Origin of the sequence: Propionivibrio sp. (genome assembly GCF_016790145.1) — a bacterium.
GTDB lineage: Bacteria > Pseudomonadota > Gammaproteobacteria > Burkholderiales > Rhodocyclaceae > Propionivibrio.
In genome coordinates, this window is record NZ_JAEUOI010000053.1 from 1 (window position 1) to 16,969 (window position 16,969).

Consider the following 16,969-nt stretch of genomic DNA (forward strand, 5'->3'; position numbering starts at 1 on the left):
CCTTCCCATCTCGAACAGGACCGTGAAACGAAGTCGCGCCGATGATAGTGCATACTACGTGTGCGAAAGTAGGTCACCGCCAGGCTCCCCAAAACCACAAGCCCTCCCCGCCCTACAGCGGCGAGGGCTTCGTGCTTTGTAATGAAGGTTATGCCATCCCCGGTCAATTCTGTCAAAATGCCGCAGTTGAATCGGAGATTGTATGACTGAAAATAATGCTCCTGCCTTTGCTCGTCTGACGTTCGATTCGCTTTTCAGGGCGATAAAACGTGGCTGGGAAATGTTTTTGATTACGCGGCCACTGAGTGTCACTTACGCGATGATTTTCGCGCTTATCGGCATACTGATTCTTTTCGGAATTGAACGGGCCAGCTTCGCGCCGATGATTTTCCCGCTGGCGGGAGGCTTCATGCTGGTTGGCCCGCTGCTGCTCTCGGGGTTTTTCGCAATGGCGGATCGCATCGCGCGCAAGGAAACCTGTACATTTTCGGATATCGTCAGTGGATTTTCCCGCACCTCACCTGAAATGCTGGTTATCGCATTTGTATGTACGCTGCTTTTCATGATTTGGGTCACCGATGTAGCGGCACTCTACGGTTTTACGGTCGGGCGCGTCCCGGCCTCGCTTCTGATGCTTTTTTCTCCTTCGGAAAATATCCTTTCTTTCCTGCTTTGGAGTTCCCTGCTCGGTGCTGTTCTGGCATTCGTTATTTTTTCGATTTCAGCTTTCTCGGTACCTCTTCTTTACTATCGTCGTGCCGGACTTGTTCAGGCGGTATTTTTGAGTGTCACCGCCGTGTTTGCAAATCTTGCAACCTGCCTGTTGTGGGCAATGATTTTGTCGGTGACTATCATCGCCAGCATTCTGATCTTCCCGCTCTTCCTGCTGACTTTTCCCGTGCTCGCTTTTGCGAGCCATACCCTCTATCGGGAGATTTTTCCCGAATATTCAGTCTGAAAAGTTTGCCCCGTTCGGAGATTTGTTATGTCGGAAAACAATCGAGAGTCTGCAACACTGGGAGGCGGCTGCTTCTGGTGCCTGGAGGCCGTGTTCGAACAGGTGACCGGGGTTGAGTCGGTCGTCTCGGGTTACTGTGGAGGGCAAACCGACAATCCCTCGTATCGATCGGTTTGCGAGGGCCACAGCGGACACGCTGAGGTGGTTCGCATCGCATTCGACCCGGCCCGGATCAGCTATAGGGATCTGCTAGAAATATTTTTTGTGATTCACGATCCGACCACGCCCAATCGGCAGGGAAATGATATTGGAACCCAATATCGTTCTGTTATTTTCTATCATTCTGCGGCACAGAAAGAAACGGCTGACGCGCTAATTCGTGAGCTGGAAAATGAAAAAATCTGGGGGAAGCCGGTAGTAACCGAAGTGCGCCCTGAAGAACGCTTCTTCGTTGCGGAGGATTATCACCAGCACTATTTCAGCAACAACCCCGATCAGGGTTACTGTCAGGTGGTCGTCGCACCGAAGCTTGCCAAGTTTCGCAAAAAATTCAGTTCGCGGATCAGAACGAAATCGTGACCAGGCGGTACTTCTTAGAGGCTTCACTTTCGGATTATCCATGCGCAAGCTGATTCGTTATGAACACGGCATTTTTGCTATCGATGCGGACTATATTCGTCCGCAACTGGCGGCTATTCACCTGATCGTAGAAAATGGTCGGGCTGCATTCGTTGACACCGGTTGCAACGACTCATTGCCGAATGTCATGGCAGCACTCGATGAACTCGGCCTTGTGCCGGGGAACGTCGACTATGTCATCCCGACTCACATTCATCTCGATCATGCGGGTGGTGCGGGCGTGATGATGCAAACCTTTCCGAATGCACACCTGGTCGTTCATCCGCGTGGCGCGCGACACATGGCCGACCCGACCCGGCTGATCGAAGGCGCGGCGGCCGTCTATGGCCAGGAAGAGGTGCGCCGCTTGTACGGCGAGGTGCTGCCGATCGATGCACGCCGGATTATCGAGGCGACGCATGGCCTGAATGTCGATCTGGCCGGACGACAACTTTGTTGCCTCGATACGCCGGGGCACGCCAGACATCACATTGCGCTGGTCGACAAGAAGACCGGGCACATCTTTACCGGGGATATTTTCGGTCTGTCGTACCGCGAACTCGACACCGACGCTCGCCAATTTATTTTCCCGACGACGACGCCTGTTCAGTTTGACCCTGTAGCCATGCATGCGTCGATTGATTTACTCATGAGTTATCAGCCAGACGCAATCTATCTCACCCATTTCAGTCAGATCCGGGATACCGCGGCTAAAGCCCTTGAACTGCACCGTCTGGTTGACGCTCACGTCGCCATTGCCAGGCGTGAGAAAAACGCGGGTGCGGAACGGCATGCCAGAATTCGTGAGGGACTTGAGCAACTGCTTCTGAATGAAACCAGTCGCTTTGGCTGCAGACTACCGGTCTCCGGGATTCTGGAGATTTTTGACGGCGATCTCGAACTGAACGCTCAGGGCCTCGGTGTGTGGGTTGATACCGAGAAGTAGATGTTGCTCAAGCAACGTTTCTTTCGATTGCCAGATACTTCAGGACTGCGCTCGCAGCGAACAGTCCGAAAGTTGCCGTGACGCACACAGAAGAGCCAAAGCCGGCGCAGTTGAGGCCGGTCAGAACCGGCGCTTCATCGCATGCGGTGTCATTTTCCGGATAGCGCAACGCTTCGCCTGAAAATACTGCCGGAACGCCGAATTTCTTTTTTGGCTCGCGGGTAAAGCCATACTCCTTGCGCAGCAGCGAGCGTACCTTTGAAAGCAGCGGATCCTGAACGGTGCGCGCCAGATCAGTGATTTCTATTCGTGTCGGGTCGATCTGTCCGCCGGCACTGCCGGCCGTGATCAGGGGTAACTCGCGAGCTTTGCACCAGGCGATCATTGCGGCCTTGGTACGCACCTGATCGATGGCATCGATCACGTAGTCGAAGCCCTTGTCGAGCAACGGAACCAGATTGTCCGGAGAAACGAAATCCTCGATCCTGCTAACCTGGCAAGCCGGATTGATCGCCAGAATGCGTTCAGCCATGGCATCCGTCTTGGCTTTTCCAAACGCATCGCCGAGCGCCTGGATCTGCCGATTGACGTTCGATTCAGCCACCATGTCGAGGTCGATCAGCGTGAGCTGGCCGATGGCCGAACGGGCCAGCGCTTCCACTGCCCATGAACCTACGCCGCCGATGCCGACAACACAAACATGCGCTGCCTGAAAGCGCGCCAGCGCATCGGCACCGTAGAGCCTTTGTATACCGCCGAAACGCCGCGCCGGATCGGCCAAGTGATCACCTGAAGTCTCGATCATCGGGCCTCAAGCGAACGCCGGATGACCTGATTGAAGGGCTCAATCCACTCCGGCGCAAACTGATTGTCGCAGGCATTGATCTCGGCAATGGCACGCAACAAGGAGCGGTTCCTGCCACGATTGACATGCTTCAGCATGACCGCTTCAAAGGCGTCCACAATTGCCAGGATTTTTGCCCCCTCACAAATCTCCTTCGCCTTGATGCCCAAGGGGTAACCCTCGCCATCTGGCATTTCATGGTGTTGTTCCACCATTTCGGCGGCTCTGTTCCAGCCGTCCATGCGCGAGAGAATTCCGGCGGCGTAACCGGGATGAGCGCGAAGAATGAGTTTTTCGTCTGTTGTCATGCGCTCGAGCTTCAACCATACCGACTCCGGCAGAAACATCATGCCAATGTCGTGCATGTAAATGGCCGCCTCCAGCTGCATCGGATCAACCACCTTGCCCATCATTTGATTGGCTTCCATGGACAGGCGAAGCAAACGCAGGGTGCGTCCCTTGAACAGGAGGGAGCGCGCCTCAAGCTGATCAGCCAGCGTACGGAAGAAACGAAGATCTTCTGCCGCCTGCGATTTTGAATTGCCGGAAATGGATGAGGCGCGACCGCGCAAAAGATTTGAAGCTTCGGCGGCGGGCCGAAAACCGGTGACGGCTTCGATCAACTCGCAGGCATACTCGTCCATATCGGGTGCGCTCGCCAACGCAAGTTTTTCTAGCCCCTGCACCAGTGCCAGCAGGCGCAGGCTATCGAGAGATTTGCCCGAGAACAGCCCTGCCGCCGCCAATTCAAGCCGGTCGATAGCGAGCAGAACGGCTTCTGCAATCACTTCACTGAAAGCGATTTCGTCGCTACGTAAACGCGCAAGAACGGATTCGATCGGATGCACAATGGCTACCGCAAGATCGACTTTGCACAGTGCTGCATCGCCCTTGATATTGTGTATCGAGCGGAATAGTCTGCTGATGACTTCGCGGTCGCCTGGCGTGCTCTTCAGGCGGGCGATATCGCGTTCAATGCTTGGCGCCTGGTCGCGAAGTGATTCAATAAACTCTTCGAGAGCCAATTTATCCAGAATCACGGGGGCAATGATCGAGCGAATATCCATTAAGTCTCTCTGCAGGTTTGTATTGCATCAAGTTTAGCTGAAAGCCGGAACGAGGGTTAGCTTGAAAGTCGCTTGTGTTTCTCGCACCACCCATCGCCCACTGGGAGAGGTCGGGGGGCGAGATTGGGAATTCGCGGAGCATGCTCCGTGCCATTCGAACGACTCTGGTTGCCAAGCCGGAATGCGCCCAGCAAGGGAGGGCAACGGGCAGGGCAGTGAATTGCATATTCTAGAGTGGCGCCAACTCCATTCCCGTTAGCACATGCCTTTTTTCGCCATCACGGTGCGCATTAAACTGGTCGCAAAAGCCTGGCTGGTCTACACTCCACCTTTCCAATTCAGGAGGAAGAAAGATGTCCATCACCACAACCGACTCCGGTCTGCAGATTGAAGAAATCAAGGTAGGCGACGGCGAGACCGCCAAAACCGGCCAGTTTGTCAGTGTTCACTACACCGGCTGGCTGACCAATGGTAATAAATTTGATTCGAGCAAGGATCGCGACGAACCCTTCGAATTCCCGCTCGGCCAGCGCAATGTCATTGCCGGCTGGGATGAAGGCGTGCAAGGCATGCGCGTCGGCGGCGTGCGCAAGCTGACCATTCCACCTCAACTCGGCTATGGCGCCCGCGGTGCCGGAGGCGTGATTCCGCCCAATGCCACACTGGTGTTTGAAGTTGAACTGCTCGACATCAATTGATTGATGACCACTACGACCCGAAAAACATTGGGTTTGCCTGGTCAGGCCAGGGCTGAAGCAAGTGTGGCCGGCACGGGCCGCAGGCCAGTGCGTGGTGGCAGGCCAAGCATCAAGCGTGGCGCGGCCAGCGAGCTCACAATCAGCACATCACCGCCGGTAAAAAACCAGCCGCAACAAAAGCCGCGTGGAACTCCCTCACGCGCGCCCGTCGTACCGAAGTCCAGGCTCCTTGCCCTTCCGCCGTCTGCGCCGGCCATCACAACCACGCCCAGCAAAGCGCCGCAGAGTGGTGTGCGCATCTCCAAACTGATGGCCGAACGCGGCCTGTGCTCACGGCGCGAAGCAGATACCTACATCGAGCGTGGCTGGGTTTTCGTCAATGGTGAGCGCATTACCGAACTCGGCACGCGTGCCGATCCCTCCGCAACAATCAAGCTGGACAAGGGCGCACGCGCGGCGCAACTACAGCAGATGACCATCCTGCTGCACAAGCCGGTCGGTTATGTCTCAGGGCAGCCGGAACCGGGCTTCAAACCGGCCGTTACGCTGGTGCTGCCGGAAAATCAATACTGCACCGCCGATACACCGCGCTTCCATGCCTCACACCTGAAGGGTCTGGCGCCGGCCGGGCGACTCGATATCGACTCCACCGGCCTGCTCGTGCTGACCCAGGATGGTCGGATAGCGCGCCAGTTGATCGGTGAGAACACGAGCGTCGACAAGGAATATCTGGTGCGTGTCGAAGGTCGGCTCGATGCCAGGGGGCTGGCACTGTTGAATCATGGACTCAGCCTCGACGACAGGAAGCTCAAGCCGGCCAGGGTCGAATGGCTCAACGAGGACCAGCTTCGCTTTGTCCTCAACGAAGGGCGCAAGCGGCAAATCCGTCGCATGTGCGAACTGGTCGGCCTGCGCGCGGTCGGTCTCAAGCGGGTTCGCATCGGCAAGGTCAAGCTGGGGGATTTGCCGCTCGGGCAGTGGCGGTTTTTGCGCGACGACGAGTCGTTTTAGCGAACGCGCCTGCTCGCCGCAATGAACAACTCCGGATCGACCATCACGCCGTTGAGCACCACGCTCCAGTGCAGGTGCGGGCCGCTGGCGCGTCCGGTCATTCCTGAACGTCCGATGTGCTGACCCTGGGCGACTGAATCGCCGGCCTGTACGTCGATGCGGTCAAGGTGGCAGTACATGCTGATCAGCCCGTTGCCGTGATCGATGAACACGGTATTCCCGTTGAAGAAATAGTCATCGACCGCCAGCACCCGGCCCTGCGCGCTGGCCTTGATCGGGGTGCCGCGCGGCACGGCGACGTCGAGGCCGGAATGCGGCGAGCGCGGCTCGCCATTGAAGATGCGGCGCAGGCCGAAGCGGCTGGCCAGACGCCCTTCGGCAGGCTGCAGGAAGTTGCTGTCGGTGTCGTCCACATCGCGCCAGTGCCGCTTCAACTCCTGGATGACTGCGATCTCGCTGACAGCGCGCGCCTCGTCGGCCGGCGACAGGTTCACCTTGCTCGAGTCCTTCAGCGTGATGCGTTGCTCGGGGTAGTTCTTGGCACTGACCACGAATGGCAGGATCTTCTCTTCGCCCCCGACATTGACGCGCAGTTGATGGCGGCCGGGCGGCAGATCAAGCGCGAGGCCAAGCACGGCGACCCAGTGTCCGTCTGCGCTCGTCACCAGAACGCGCTGCTCGCCGAACCAGGCGCGAGGCGGGCCGGTGCTGCCCGAAACGACGCCCAGTGTGATCAGCGCGATGCCGCCGGGAACGCTAGACGCTCTCGGCAGGGCGAGGGCAATGCCCGGCAAAGCCAGAAACAACAAAGCCGCCGCCAGCCGCCGGGAGGTAATCCATGCAAAACAGATCATTGGGTGGGGTTCCTGCCTTACAGCGATGCCGCCTTGAAGGTGTCGCACTGGCGCAGATCGCCGCTATCCATGCCCCGCTTGAACCAGCGCATGCGCTGTTCGGAGGTGCCGTGGGTGAAGGATTCCGGAACGATGCGGCCTTGCGATTGTTGTTGCAGCCGGTCGTCGCCGATGGCCGACGCGGCGGTCAGTGCCTGTCCGATCTCGCCGGGTTCGATGATGTGCCTGGCCGCATCGGCGCGGTTTCCCCATACCCCGGCCAAACAGTCGGCCTGCAATTCAAGGCGGACCGATAGATCATTCGCCCTGGCTTTGCTGGCGCCTTGTTGTGCCTGATGCACCTTGCCTGATATGCCAAGCAGGTTCTGCACATGGTGGCCGACTTCGTGGGCGATCACGTAGGCTTGCGCGAACTCACCCGGCGCGCGGAAGCGGTCCTTCAGGTCGCGGTAGAAGGAGAGGTCAATGTACACTTTTTGATCGCCGGGGCAATAAAACGGCCCCATTGCCGACTGCCCGGTGCCGCAGGCCGTTGGCGTTGCCCCGCTGAAGAGCACCAGCTTCGGCTCCTGGTAGCGCGACCCGCCTTCCTGAAAAACCTGCGTCCACGTAGTTTCGGTACTGGCCAGTATCTTCGAGACAAAGCGTCCCATCTCGTCGTTGGCGGGCGGCTTGTGTGCACTCACTTGCGGCGGCGACTGGCCTTGAATGTTCGAGGCGAGGCCAAGGATTACCGAGGGGTCGATGCCGAAAAAATAGCTGGCGGCGATGGCAACGACAATGGTGCCGATCCCCAGGCCACCGCGCCCGATGCCGCCCATTCCACCTCCACCCGAGCCGCGCCGGTCTTCAACGTTATCGCTTTCATTCTGGTCATCGAGTCGCATGGGTCATCTCTTTACTTGGTACCGGGTAGCAAATGCTAACAGCCGTTTTTTGCTTTGCGGGAATTATTCATTACTCCGGTCGGGTTGCCGTCCGGCTCCGACACAACCAATGCCGCGCGCGCCTGCTTCTGCTCCAGGCGCTTGTTCTTGTTGCCGTCAAAGAACGTGTAACGCCCGTAAAGTTCGCAGCCTTTCATGCCGGGATCGCACGGCAGGTTGTGCACCTTACCGCATGCCCCACTCACTTCGTGCGGGCAACCCCATCCACCGCCAGCCATTTGTTCCTCTCTGGTTTGAATACAGTAGGCCGTATTCTCCGCCGCATGCGCCCAGGCTTCAAGCCCGAAATCCAATAACACCGATTCCGGAGACCACGAATGAGTTAATCTAGCGGCAAATGCACAAACCAGCCGCTAAAACCAAACTCAAGCACTTGCGCACCTCGGACATCCGTGGCCTGGCCCAACTGGCAACGCAGGCCACCCTCGGCGTGACGCGGATCGTCGAAGGCGTGCACCAGTCGATCTGGAACACCCTCGGCGTGCCCGGCGGCAAGGCGCCGGGGCAAACCGGCGGTATCACCGGTCTGGTCTATAGGAGCATAGATATCGCCACGCAATTGCTGGGCAAAGGCGTGGACTCGCTGCTCGTCAGCTTGCAACCACGGCTTGAATCGGCCGCTGAGGGCAAACCCGCAACGCCCCAGCGCGAAGCGGTGCTTGCCGTACTCAATGGCGTGATGGGCGACCGCCTGCTCGCCAACAACAACCCCTTCGCCATCCCGATGACTTTGCGCTATCAGGGTGAAGTGCTGAACTGGCAGGCGCTGCCAGCGATGCCCGAGGCCACCGGCAAGGTACTGCTGCTCATTCACGGCTTGTGCATGAACGACTTGCAGTGGCGCACAGAGCACCACGGGCAGCTCGTCGACCATGGCGCAACACTGGCCTCGACCCTGGGTTACACCCCCGTCTATCTGCGCTACAACTCAGGCTTGCACACCTCGCAGAATGGGCGCGAATTGTCAGCCCTTTTGCAGGAACTGGCCACACACTGGCCGCTGCCCATTGAAGAAATCACCGTGGTGGCGCACAGCATGGGCGGCTTGCTGATCCGCAGCGCTGTCCACTACGCCAGGCACGACAGCCTGCACTGGCCTCAGCATCTGAAAAACATTGTCTTCCTGGGCGTGCCACACCATGGTTCACCGCTGGAACGGGCCGGTAACCGGGTAGACGCCCTCCTCGGCAGCACCCCCTACACATCGCCTTTCGCCAGGCTCGGCAAGCTGCGCAGCGCTGGCATTACCGACCTTCGCCATGGCAATGTGCTGGACGAAGACTGGCAGGGCCATGACCGCTTTCACGGCAAATCCGACACCCGTCAGCCGCTGCCCCTGCCTGAGGGTGTGGCCTGCTACAGCGCGGCGGCGACCACCGCCGCCAGGCGCAGCAAACTGGCCGAGCGCCTGATCGGTGATGGATTGGTGCCGCTGCACAGCGCACTTGGACAACATCACGACGCGCGGCGAACGCTGATCTTTGCGCAAGCGTCGCAAAGGATATTCTTTCGCATGAACCACCTCGCGTTGCTGAGCAGCCCCGAGGTGACCCGGCAGATGGTGCACTGGCTGACGCCGGTAGAATCGGCAGCAACCCCAGGCATTTAGACGTATCCAGGCAAAGGAGTGCATATGCAAATATCATCTCTACCCTTTGGTACCACCGACTGGTCTCAGGTTGAAGCCACCGAGCACCCAGGTGAAAGCGGGCTGGCTTACTGGCGAACTAGGCATTTTGGCGATATCCGGGTGCGCATGGTCGAGTACACACCGGGTTATCTCGCAGATCACTGGTGCGTCAAAGGCCACATCCTGCTATGCATCGAGGGCGAACTCATCACTGAACTCGAAGATGGCCGAAAATTCACGCTTAAACCGGGAGTGAGCTACCAGGTTGCAGATAACGCGGAACCCCATCGTTCATCGACGGCACTTGGAGCAAGGCTTTTCATCGTTGATTGAGCGAAACTGCACAGTGTCGGCAACACTTGCAAGTGCCCACCCGCTATGTCTTCATCAGCAGAAACTTGATCCATTACCTGGCTTGGATGGGAACGACAGCAATGCGACCCGAAGATTTGTTCAGCCTGCGAGGTCTTGAAGGTCCACTATGCGAGGTACTGCTACCGCCTGGTTCAGCGGGATTGATGAGTGCTCATCGTCCATATGTGGAGCGCTACATAAGCCCGAGGATGAGACCGTCAGACCACACTTTCGAAAGGCATTTTGAAGATCATATAGCTGGCATCGCGCTTGTCGATGTGATCAGATGCTTCAGGGTCAAAACTGACCAGCCGTCCTTTATTGATTCCGGATTTTTCCCCGATGGTGAAAGGGACTATGGCTCAAACCCCCTTGATCTGCTCAGGAATGAACGCGAGGGCTCAGCCTCGGGACGTGGAGTTGAACTTCATGGCTGATCAGGTTCTCAAATGAGCAGCTTGGACGATCGAAGCCATGGCAATCTACGCGTGCAAGGATCAGCCGTGATCGTATAGCACTGGCATGGCAGGCGAGTCAGGCCAAGGACTTCCGTCCCGACCGCACACCACGTTGATTTTTTCGTAACTCAACAGAAAGGATTTACCCATGTTGAAGAAAACAGTAATGCGCTGGGCACTGGTCGTCGTTTCGGCCGTGCTTTTCGGCGGAACGTCGATCGCTCAGAGCAAGCCGAACGTCGTCATTCTGGCAACGGGTGGCACCATCGCCGGTGCCGGTGTCGACGTCACCAATAGCGCCACCTATCAGGCGGCCAAGGTGCCGGTGGACAAGCTGATCGCCGGCATTCCGCAGTTGAGCAACATCGCTACCGTGCGTGGTGAGCAGGTCTTCCAGATCGCTTCGGAAAGCTTCACCAACGCCAACCTGCTGACACTCGGCAAGCGCGTTGCGGCGCTGGCCAAACAGGGCGACGTCGATGGCATCGTGATCACCCACGGCACCGATACAACTGAAGAAACGGCCTACTTCCTGAATCTGGTCGTGCACACCGAGAAACCGATCGTCCTCGTCGCTTCGATGCGTCCGGGCACCGCCATGTCGGCCGACGGCATGCTCAATCTGTACAGCGCCGTTGCCGTCGCCGGCAGCAAGGACGCGCGCGGCAAGGGCGTGCTGGTCGTGATGAATGACGAAATCAACAGCGGCCGCGACGTCTCCAAGTCGATCAACATCAAGGTCGAAGCGTTCAAGAGTCCGTGGGGCCCGCTCGGTATGGTCGTGGAAGGAAAAAACTACTGGTTCCGAAAACTGGACAAGCGCCACACCATGAACTCCGAGTTCGATATCGAGAAAATCGACGCGCTGCCTCTGGTTGAAATCACCTACGCCGGGGGCAATGTCAGCGACACAGCTTACCGTGCTTTCGCCAATTCCGGCGCCAAAGCCATTATTCATGCCGGCCCGGGCAACGGTTCGGTCGCCGGCCCCCTGGTTCCCGTTCTCCAGGAAATGCGCGGCAAGGGCATCCAGATCATCCGCTCATCCCACGTCAATGCCGGCGGTTTCGTATTGCGCAATGCCGAGCAGCCTGACGACAAATACGACTGGATCGTCGCCCATGACCTCAACCCGCAAAAGGCGCGTATCCTGGCCACGGTGGCGCTGACGTCGACCAACGAGAGCAAGGAACTGCAGCGGATTTTTTGGGAATACTGATTTCCGATGAGCTCTAAGGGACGTGCGGCCGAAGCCGGCTTTTCGTCCCTTCCGTGTTTCAGATCATGAACCCGGAACCCGTAGTGCCATGGCACTGACTTAAGCCAGGGACCTCGGCCAAGGTTTAGATCGACTCCCCGCTGTGCTCAACCTGTTGTTTGCAGGGCGCAATTCCTGAAGGATGCTGCTAGGCCACCCGACTCTGTGTGTCTACGCCCGGTGCAAGCGTATAGGGCACAAACGGTAAGGCGCTCCCGCTACGCTCGGTGGCCAGCACGCGCTGGGCGTTGAGGCTGCCGATGGGAATGCTGGCGTCCTGCGGGATGCCTCCCGATAGCTGCAAGGCCAGATACCGGCCACAGCAGACGCGGAGGAAAGAGGCAAAGTTGTCGACCTTGCCATGCTCCTGCACCAGTTCGTCGTAGAGTCTGGTGCACAGTTGGGGAACGCGCATGCCGTCGCGGCTGGCAATGTCGGCCAGAACATTCCAGAACAGGTTCTCCAGCCGTATGCTGGTTGCCACGCCGTGCAGGCGCACGGAGCGCACGCGGTATTCGTACAGGCGCGGATCGGCGCCGATAAAAACCTGGCACATGCTATGGCTCCTGCTCGATCTTCGGATTTGCCATGATGCGGCTCTTGCCGCCGCGCGTCAATGGACACGCACTGCCAGGTGCACCGTGGCAGCCCGAGCCGCCTCAGAGGCTGTAGATCTACGGAAAACACCTCCCAAGCCGTCATTCCGGCGCAAGCCGGAATCCAGTAGCTTTCTCCGATATCCATATTACAATCGGATAAACGAGCTGGACCCCGGTTTCTGCACCGACTGTGAAAGGGCCTATGGCTTAAACACTCCCGACGTGGCCTTGGGCCATGGGGTGTGCCGGGGTGACGAGCGTGGAAATCAGGAAGTAACGATTTTTTCGCAGGCTCTCGGTCAGTGGGTGATCGTCGTTCCCAAAACCGCCAGAAACTGAGCAATCCATGCCGGGTGAGCAGGCCAGGCCGGTGCCGTGACCAGGTTGCCGTCGGTGTGGGCAGCGTCGATGGCAATGTCGGCGTAGGTGCCGCCGGCGCATTCCACCTCAACGCGGCAGGCCGGGTAGGCCGAGCAGGTGCGGCCTTTCAGCACTTCGGCCCCCGCCAGCAACTGGGCGGCGTGGCAGATGGCGGCTACGGGCTTGTTGCTGTCGAAAAAGTGTTTGACCATGGCAACCACCGCCGGGTAGGTGCGCAGGTACTCGGGGCCACGACCGCCGGGCAGCAGCAGGGCGTCATAGTCCTGCGACCGGATGTCGGCAAACGTGGCGTTGAGCGTAAAGTTGTGACCGGGTTTCTCGCTGTAGGTCTGCGCGCCTTCGAAATCGTGGATGGCAGTCTTGATGCTGTCACCCGCCTTTTTGTCCGGGCACACCGCGTGTACCGTGTGGCCCACAGCCAGCAGGGCCTGAAAGGGCACCATGGTCTCGTAGTCTTCACAGTAGTCACCACAAATCATCAGAATCTTTTTCGCTGCCATGTCGGTCTCCTCTGGTTTGTTGAACGGAAGACCGATTGTGGGCGTGTCGTACCATCCGTGGTGGTACCGGGTTGTTACATCGGTTGATTTCCAAGTGCTTGTCGAAAAATGGAAATATCTGATTTTGAAGGCCTAAGGCAGTGCCATTGGGAACCCAGTCATTTAAAAAACAGGGCACCAAACATCAAATGACTTCGATCCGACTTCGATCCCTTTAAAGATGCGCATCCATGACCCTCCCCAGCGATGGAAACTGAGCCCGCTGGACATGGAATCATGCCGCCGCTGGGAGCTCTACACCAAGGCCAAGGAAATCATGCTGGCGCGAACGCACATTCCCGAAGCCCCGTGGCGGATTGTCGAGGCGGTAGACAGAAAGCCCGCCTCAATTGCATCCATCACTTCCTGACTCAGGTTCCCTACGACGAAATCGGAAGGGAACCGGTCATCCTGCCGGAACGCGTTCATAACCCGGACTATATCCGCCATCCCGTAACCGAGGAACTGTTCATTCCGGCGGTCTATTGAACTGCCGAGCTGCGTTGCTCAAAATCAATGGCCCCGTTGATCCATCGCGATCAGTAGCGGAGAACCTTGGCGAGGAAATTTACCAGCTGGGGATGCTGTGGTTTGCTGAACAGTTCTGCTGAACGCCCCTCCTCCAGTACATGGCCCTCTGCAATAAACAGGCAGTGATCGGATACTTCCCGGGCAAAACCCATATTGTGCGTGACGATGATCAGGTCGCGCCCTTCACCGCGCAGTTCTGCAATGAAGTCGAGTACTTCGGCGGTCATCTCCGGATCGAGGGCGGACGTCGGTTCGTCAAAAATTAGAAAACGCGGTTTGATGGCGATCGCCCGGACAATGGCCACGCGTTGCTGTTGGCCGCCGGAGAGTTCGGCCGGTCGCTGGTCGGCATGACGTGATAGTTCAAATCGTTCGAACAGGGCCTCGACAACGGCGTGTGCCTCGTCCGTTGACCGACCGTGAACTTTAACGAGCGGAAGAATAACGTTCTCCCGCGCAGTCAAATGTGGAAACAGGTTGTAGGCCTGGAAGACCGTACCGATGCTGCGGCGGTGCGAGAGCAGGAATTCTTCAGAAAAATTCACCCGCTGGCCGTCGATGCTCAGGTGCCCCGATTCCGGTATTTCAAGGCCGGCGATAATGCGCAACAGCGTCGTCTTGCCGCCTCCGGACGGGCCGATGATGGCCAGTGACTGGAACTCCGGAACCGACAGGCTCACATCGCACAGCGCCTGATGATTGCCAAATTGTTTGCTGATCGCACCAAACTCAAGTCGCAAAGTGGAATCTCCGTTCCATTACGCGGCTTAGCAGCGATATCGGAAGCGTCAGTAGCAGATAGCCGAGCGCCAGCGGAAGGTAACTTTCCAGGGTGCTGTAGGTGAATGCGTTCACCTCCTGGGCGTTCAGGGTGAACTCGCTGACGGCAATGATCGATAACAGTGACGAGTCCTTGATGATCGAGGCAAACTGTCCGGTCAACGGCGGTGCAAGCTGGCGTACGAGCTGAGGAAAGATGACATAGTGGTAGGTCTGCCCGCGCGTCAGTCCGATGGCCCGCGCCGATTCCAGTTGCGAATCACGAATGCTTTCAATGCCCGAACGTATCATCTCGGCCAGGTAGGCCCCGGCGAAAAGAGACAGGGCAAGCACCCCTACGAGATAGCGGTTCTCCATGCCAAACGCGTTGGCTACGACATAGAACAGGATCAGGATCTGCACCAGCAGAGGCGTGCCGCGGACTATTTCAACATAGAGCACAGCCGAGTAGCGCACCGGCAGAAAAGCCGAGCGTCGCGCCAGGGCGGCAAGCAGCCCGATAATCAGGCTGACCAGCAAGGACGCCGCTGAAATTGCCAAAGTCATCAACCATCCTTGCAGGAACTTATTCCGGTACTGCCAGATGGCCTCCCAGTTCCAGCCGTAGTGCAGTTGGCTGAAGGCAAAGCTGAAGAGCGCTGTGCTCAGCAAGGCCACCAGGCCCCATGAAAAAATCATGGCGGCCAGCCCGACAGGTCGCCCGAGTTTCTGCGTTACAAAAGAGTCCAAGGTATTCCCCCAGCTTCTCGATCATAGAAAAAAGGAATAGCCCAGGCGTTTGAACTCACCCTTCATCTCTTTCAGGTGCCGGTCTCCGAGTTGCTCAAAGCCGCCCTTTTCGCGGTACGCCTTGATGAACAGATTGACCTTGTTCCTGAGTTCATCATTACCCTTGCGCAGGCCAACTGCCCAAGATTCCTTTTGAAACGGCTCAAGCAAGGCCCGCGTCGTGTCCTTGTTGCGTTGCCAGTTCTGGTAGGTCGACATCTGGTCGTAAATGAAGGCGTCGGCCTTCCCCTGTGTCACTTCCAGAACGGCGGCCGACTCCTTGTCGAGCACCAGGATTTCGGCATTTTTCAGTCTGCTGCTTGCGTAGAGATGGCCCGTCGTCCCCTTTTTTACCGCCACCTTCACCCCGGCCTTGTCGAGGTCGGCAATGCTCTGTGCAGCAGAATCCTTTTTCAAGAGCAGGCAGAGACCGGTCGACAGGTAGGGATCGGAAAAATCGATCGATTTTTCCCGCTCGGCCGTCGCGGTCATCGAGGAAATAACCAGATCGACCTTGCCGGTCTTGAGCGCCGAGATCAGTCCGTCGAATGCCGTGTTCTGGATGATCACAGGTCGTCCAAGACTTTTCGCCAGATCCGTCGCCAGGTCGACGCTGATACCGGAGGGTTTTCCGTTGGGGTCGGTCATCTCGAACGGTGGATAGGCCAGCTCCATGCCGACGACCAGTGGCCTGGCCGTCTCTGCTGCCGGAACAACGCTCGCGGCAGTCAGGAAGCCGACCAGAGCCGACAACAACAATAAGTGCTTGAATTTCATCTCAGAATCCCCTTCGAGCCCGTAAATACACCGATGCCTGGGCATCGCTTAGCCAAGCCTAACTCAATAACCCGTTCGTAGTGAACATGTCGAACCCATCACCGCGATAAAGCCGCATCGCGCCCCTGAATTCATAGCGCGCCTGGCAGGGCATCGTTCTTCAACTGCAGGAAATGCAAACCAGATACGCGCCGTCGCCAGGTGCCAGGTTTGATTCTGCGATTATTAGTCATTGTCTTATGCAGAAATATCCTTATAGTCATAAAGTCGCAACTCCGGAGTGAACATCACCATGAAAACGAAAGCTGCCGTCGCCTGGAAACCCGGCGCCCCACTGACTATCGAAAATGTTGACCTGCAGGGCCCGCAATTCGGCGAAGTGCTCGTCGAAATCAAGGCTACGGGCATTTGCCACACGGACTATTACACTCTCTCGGGCGCCGATCCGGAAGGCCTCTTCCCGGCGATACTCGGGCATGAAGGTGCCGGTGTCGTTGTGGATATCGGGTCGGGCGTCACCACGCTGCAAAAGGGCGACCACGTGATCCCGCTGTATACGCCGGAATGCCGCCAGTGCAAGTTCTGCCTGAGCCGCAAGACGAATCTGTGCCAGAGCATTCGCAGCACCCAGGGCAAAGGGCTGATGCCCGACGGTAGCAGCCGGTTCAGCCTCGACGGTCAGCCCATCTTTCACTACATGGGCACCTCGACCTTCAGCAACTACACCGTTGCCCCGGAAATTGCGCTGGCCAAGATTCGCCGCGACGCGCCCTTCGACAAGGTCTGCTATATCGGCTGCGGCGTTACCACCGGTATCGGCGCGGTGATTTTCACGGCCCGGGTCGAAGCCGGTGCCAATGTCGTGGTATTCGGCCTCGGCGGCATCGGCCTCAATGTGATTCAGGGGGCGAAGATGGTCGGTGCCGACAGGATCATCGGTGTTGACATCAA

Annotated in this window: 22 protein-coding genes; 11 read left to right on the forward strand and 11 right to left on the reverse strand. The window is 57.9% G+C overall.

Annotation, left to right across the window (positions count from 1 at the left end; all coding sequences use genetic code 11):
* Positions 1-202 precede the first annotated feature (202 nt).
* Genes JNM42_RS05305 through JNM42_RS05315 form a run of 3 tightly spaced genes read left to right on the forward strand, consistent with a single transcriptional unit; the run spans position 203 to position 2,522 of the window.
* A complete protein-coding gene (locus JNM42_RS05305; RefSeq protein WP_294267300.1) occupies positions 203-958 on the forward strand; it encodes a DUF2189 domain-containing protein in 756 nt (251 codons plus the stop codon).
* 27 nt (positions 959-985) lie between these two features.
* On the forward strand, positions 986-1,537 hold the full coding sequence (gene msrA, locus JNM42_RS05310) for a peptide-methionine (S)-S-oxide reductase MsrA (RefSeq protein ID WP_294267302.1): 552 nt from the start codon (positions 986-988) through the stop codon (positions 1,535-1,537).
* 40 nt (positions 1,538-1,577) lie between these two features.
* Positions 1,578-2,522, forward strand: a complete 945-nt coding sequence (locus JNM42_RS05315) for an MBL fold metallo-hydrolase (RefSeq protein ID WP_294267305.1) — start codon at positions 1,578-1,580, stop codon at positions 2,520-2,522.
* Between the two features lie 7 nt (positions 2,523-2,529).
* On the opposite strand, the gene tcdA is transcribed toward JNM42_RS05315, so the two are convergent.
* Both tcdA and JNM42_RS05325 read right to left on the reverse strand, forming a co-directional pair.
* A complete protein-coding gene (tcdA, locus tag JNM42_RS05320; protein ID WP_294267308.1) occupies positions 2,530-3,327 on the reverse strand; it encodes a tRNA cyclic N6-threonylcarbamoyladenosine(37) synthase TcdA in 798 nt (265 codons plus the stop codon).
* The gene (locus JNM42_RS05325) at positions 3,324-4,433 is read right to left on the reverse strand and encodes an HD domain-containing phosphohydrolase (protein ID WP_294267310.1); all 1,110 of its coding nucleotides are present in this window, start codon (positions 4,431-4,433) and stop codon (positions 3,324-3,326) included. Before JNM42_RS05325 ends, tcdA begins: the two co-directional genes overlap by 4 nt.
* A 353-nt stretch (positions 4,434-4,786) precedes the next feature.
* Between JNM42_RS05325 and JNM42_RS05330 the strand changes: the two genes are divergently transcribed.
* On the forward strand, positions 4,787-5,131 hold the full coding sequence (locus tag JNM42_RS05330) for an FKBP-type peptidyl-prolyl cis-trans isomerase (protein WP_294267314.1): 345 nt from the start codon (positions 4,787-4,789) through the stop codon (positions 5,129-5,131).
* A gap of 41 nt (positions 5,132-5,172) precedes the next feature.
* Here the strand turns inward: JNM42_RS05330 and JNM42_RS05335 are convergent, their stop codons facing one another.
* Complete coding sequence (locus tag JNM42_RS05335; RefSeq protein WP_294267317.1) at positions 5,173-5,430, reverse strand: hypothetical protein; 258 nt, start codon at positions 5,428-5,430, stop codon at positions 5,173-5,175.
* Between JNM42_RS05335 and JNM42_RS05340 the strand changes: the two genes are divergently transcribed.
* A complete protein-coding gene (locus tag JNM42_RS05340) occupies positions 5,423-6,142 on the forward strand; it encodes a pseudouridine synthase (protein ID WP_294267319.1) in 720 nt (239 codons plus the stop codon). The two genes, JNM42_RS05335 and JNM42_RS05340, sit on opposite strands and share 8 nt — an antisense overlap.
* Here JNM42_RS05340 and JNM42_RS05345 read toward each other — a convergent pair.
* Genes JNM42_RS05345 through JNM42_RS05355 form a run of 3 tightly spaced genes read right to left on the reverse strand, consistent with a single transcriptional unit; the run spans position 6,139 to position 8,236 of the window.
* Positions 6,139-6,996 (reverse strand): peptidoglycan DD-metalloendopeptidase family protein, encoded by an 858-nt coding sequence (locus tag JNM42_RS05345; RefSeq protein ID WP_294267322.1) that lies wholly within the window; start codon positions 6,994-6,996, stop codon positions 6,139-6,141. The two genes, JNM42_RS05340 and JNM42_RS05345, sit on opposite strands and share 4 nt — an antisense overlap.
* A 17-nt stretch (positions 6,997-7,013) precedes the next feature.
* Positions 7,014-7,883: a neutral zinc metallopeptidase gene (locus JNM42_RS05350; protein ID WP_294267325.1), complete on the reverse strand. Its 870-nt coding sequence runs from the start codon at positions 7,881-7,883 to the stop codon at positions 7,014-7,016.
* Between the two features lie 35 nt (positions 7,884-7,918).
* Positions 7,919-8,236, reverse strand: coding sequence for a hypothetical protein (locus JNM42_RS05355; protein ID WP_294267328.1), 318 nt, complete (start codon positions 8,234-8,236; stop codon positions 7,919-7,921).
* Positions 8,237-8,280: 44 nt separating this feature from the next.
* On the opposite strand from JNM42_RS05355, the gene JNM42_RS05360 reads away from it, so the two are divergent.
* The 3 genes from JNM42_RS05360 (at position 8,281) to JNM42_RS05370 (ending at position 11,604) form a co-directional block, all read left to right on the forward strand.
* Complete coding sequence (locus tag JNM42_RS05360) at positions 8,281-9,552, forward strand: hypothetical protein (RefSeq protein ID WP_294267333.1); 1,272 nt, start codon at positions 8,281-8,283, stop codon at positions 9,550-9,552.
* 24 nt (positions 9,553-9,576) lie between these two features.
* Complete coding sequence (locus JNM42_RS05365; protein WP_294267336.1) at positions 9,577-9,906, forward strand: DHCW motif cupin fold protein; 330 nt, start codon at positions 9,577-9,579, stop codon at positions 9,904-9,906.
* Between the two features lie 627 nt (positions 9,907-10,533).
* Positions 10,534-11,604: an asparaginase gene (locus JNM42_RS05370; protein WP_294267338.1), complete on the forward strand. Its 1,071-nt coding sequence runs from the start codon at positions 10,534-10,536 to the stop codon at positions 11,602-11,604.
* 187 nt (positions 11,605-11,791) lie between these two features.
* On the opposite strand, the gene JNM42_RS05375 is transcribed toward JNM42_RS05370, so the two are convergent.
* Together JNM42_RS05375 and JNM42_RS05380 are read right to left on the reverse strand one after the other, a co-directional pair.
* On the reverse strand, positions 11,792-12,199 hold the full coding sequence (locus JNM42_RS05375; RefSeq protein WP_294267341.1) for a ribbon-helix-helix domain-containing protein: 408 nt from the start codon (positions 12,197-12,199) through the stop codon (positions 11,792-11,794).
* 342 nt (positions 12,200-12,541) lie between these two features.
* A complete protein-coding gene (locus tag JNM42_RS05380) occupies positions 12,542-13,123 on the reverse strand; it encodes a DJ-1/PfpI family protein (protein ID WP_294267343.1) in 582 nt (193 codons plus the stop codon).
* A gap of 268 nt (positions 13,124-13,391) precedes the next feature.
* Between JNM42_RS05380 and JNM42_RS05385 the strand changes: the two genes are divergently transcribed.
* Entirely contained in the window at positions 13,392-13,532 is a 141-nt protein-coding gene (locus JNM42_RS05385; protein WP_294267347.1) for a hypothetical protein, read from the forward strand.
* Positions 13,472-13,651, forward strand: coding sequence for a hypothetical protein (locus tag JNM42_RS05390; RefSeq protein WP_294267362.1), 180 nt, complete (start codon positions 13,472-13,474; stop codon positions 13,649-13,651). Before JNM42_RS05385 ends, JNM42_RS05390 begins: the two co-directional genes overlap by 61 nt.
* A gap of 50 nt (positions 13,652-13,701) precedes the next feature.
* Here JNM42_RS05390 and JNM42_RS05395 read toward each other — a convergent pair whose 3' ends face one another.
* The 3 genes from JNM42_RS05395 to JNM42_RS05405 are packed head-to-tail and all read right to left on the reverse strand — an operon-like array spanning position 13,702 to position 16,018.
* Entirely contained in the window at positions 13,702-14,433 is a 732-nt protein-coding gene (locus JNM42_RS05395; RefSeq protein WP_294267350.1) for an amino acid ABC transporter ATP-binding protein, read from the reverse strand.
* Complete coding sequence (locus JNM42_RS05400; RefSeq protein ID WP_294267353.1) at positions 14,423-15,202, reverse strand: amino acid ABC transporter permease; 780 nt, start codon at positions 15,200-15,202, stop codon at positions 14,423-14,425. Before JNM42_RS05400 ends, JNM42_RS05395 begins: the two co-directional genes overlap by 11 nt.
* A 21-nt stretch (positions 15,203-15,223) precedes the next feature.
* Positions 15,224-16,018, reverse strand: coding sequence for a transporter substrate-binding domain-containing protein (locus JNM42_RS05405; protein ID WP_294267356.1), 795 nt, complete (start codon positions 16,016-16,018; stop codon positions 15,224-15,226).
* 292 nt (positions 16,019-16,310) lie between these two features.
* Here JNM42_RS05405 and JNM42_RS05410 point away from each other — a divergent pair.
* The coding region (locus JNM42_RS05410; RefSeq protein WP_294267359.1) for an alcohol dehydrogenase catalytic domain-containing protein at positions 16,311-16,969 on the forward strand (659 nt) is incomplete at its 3' end.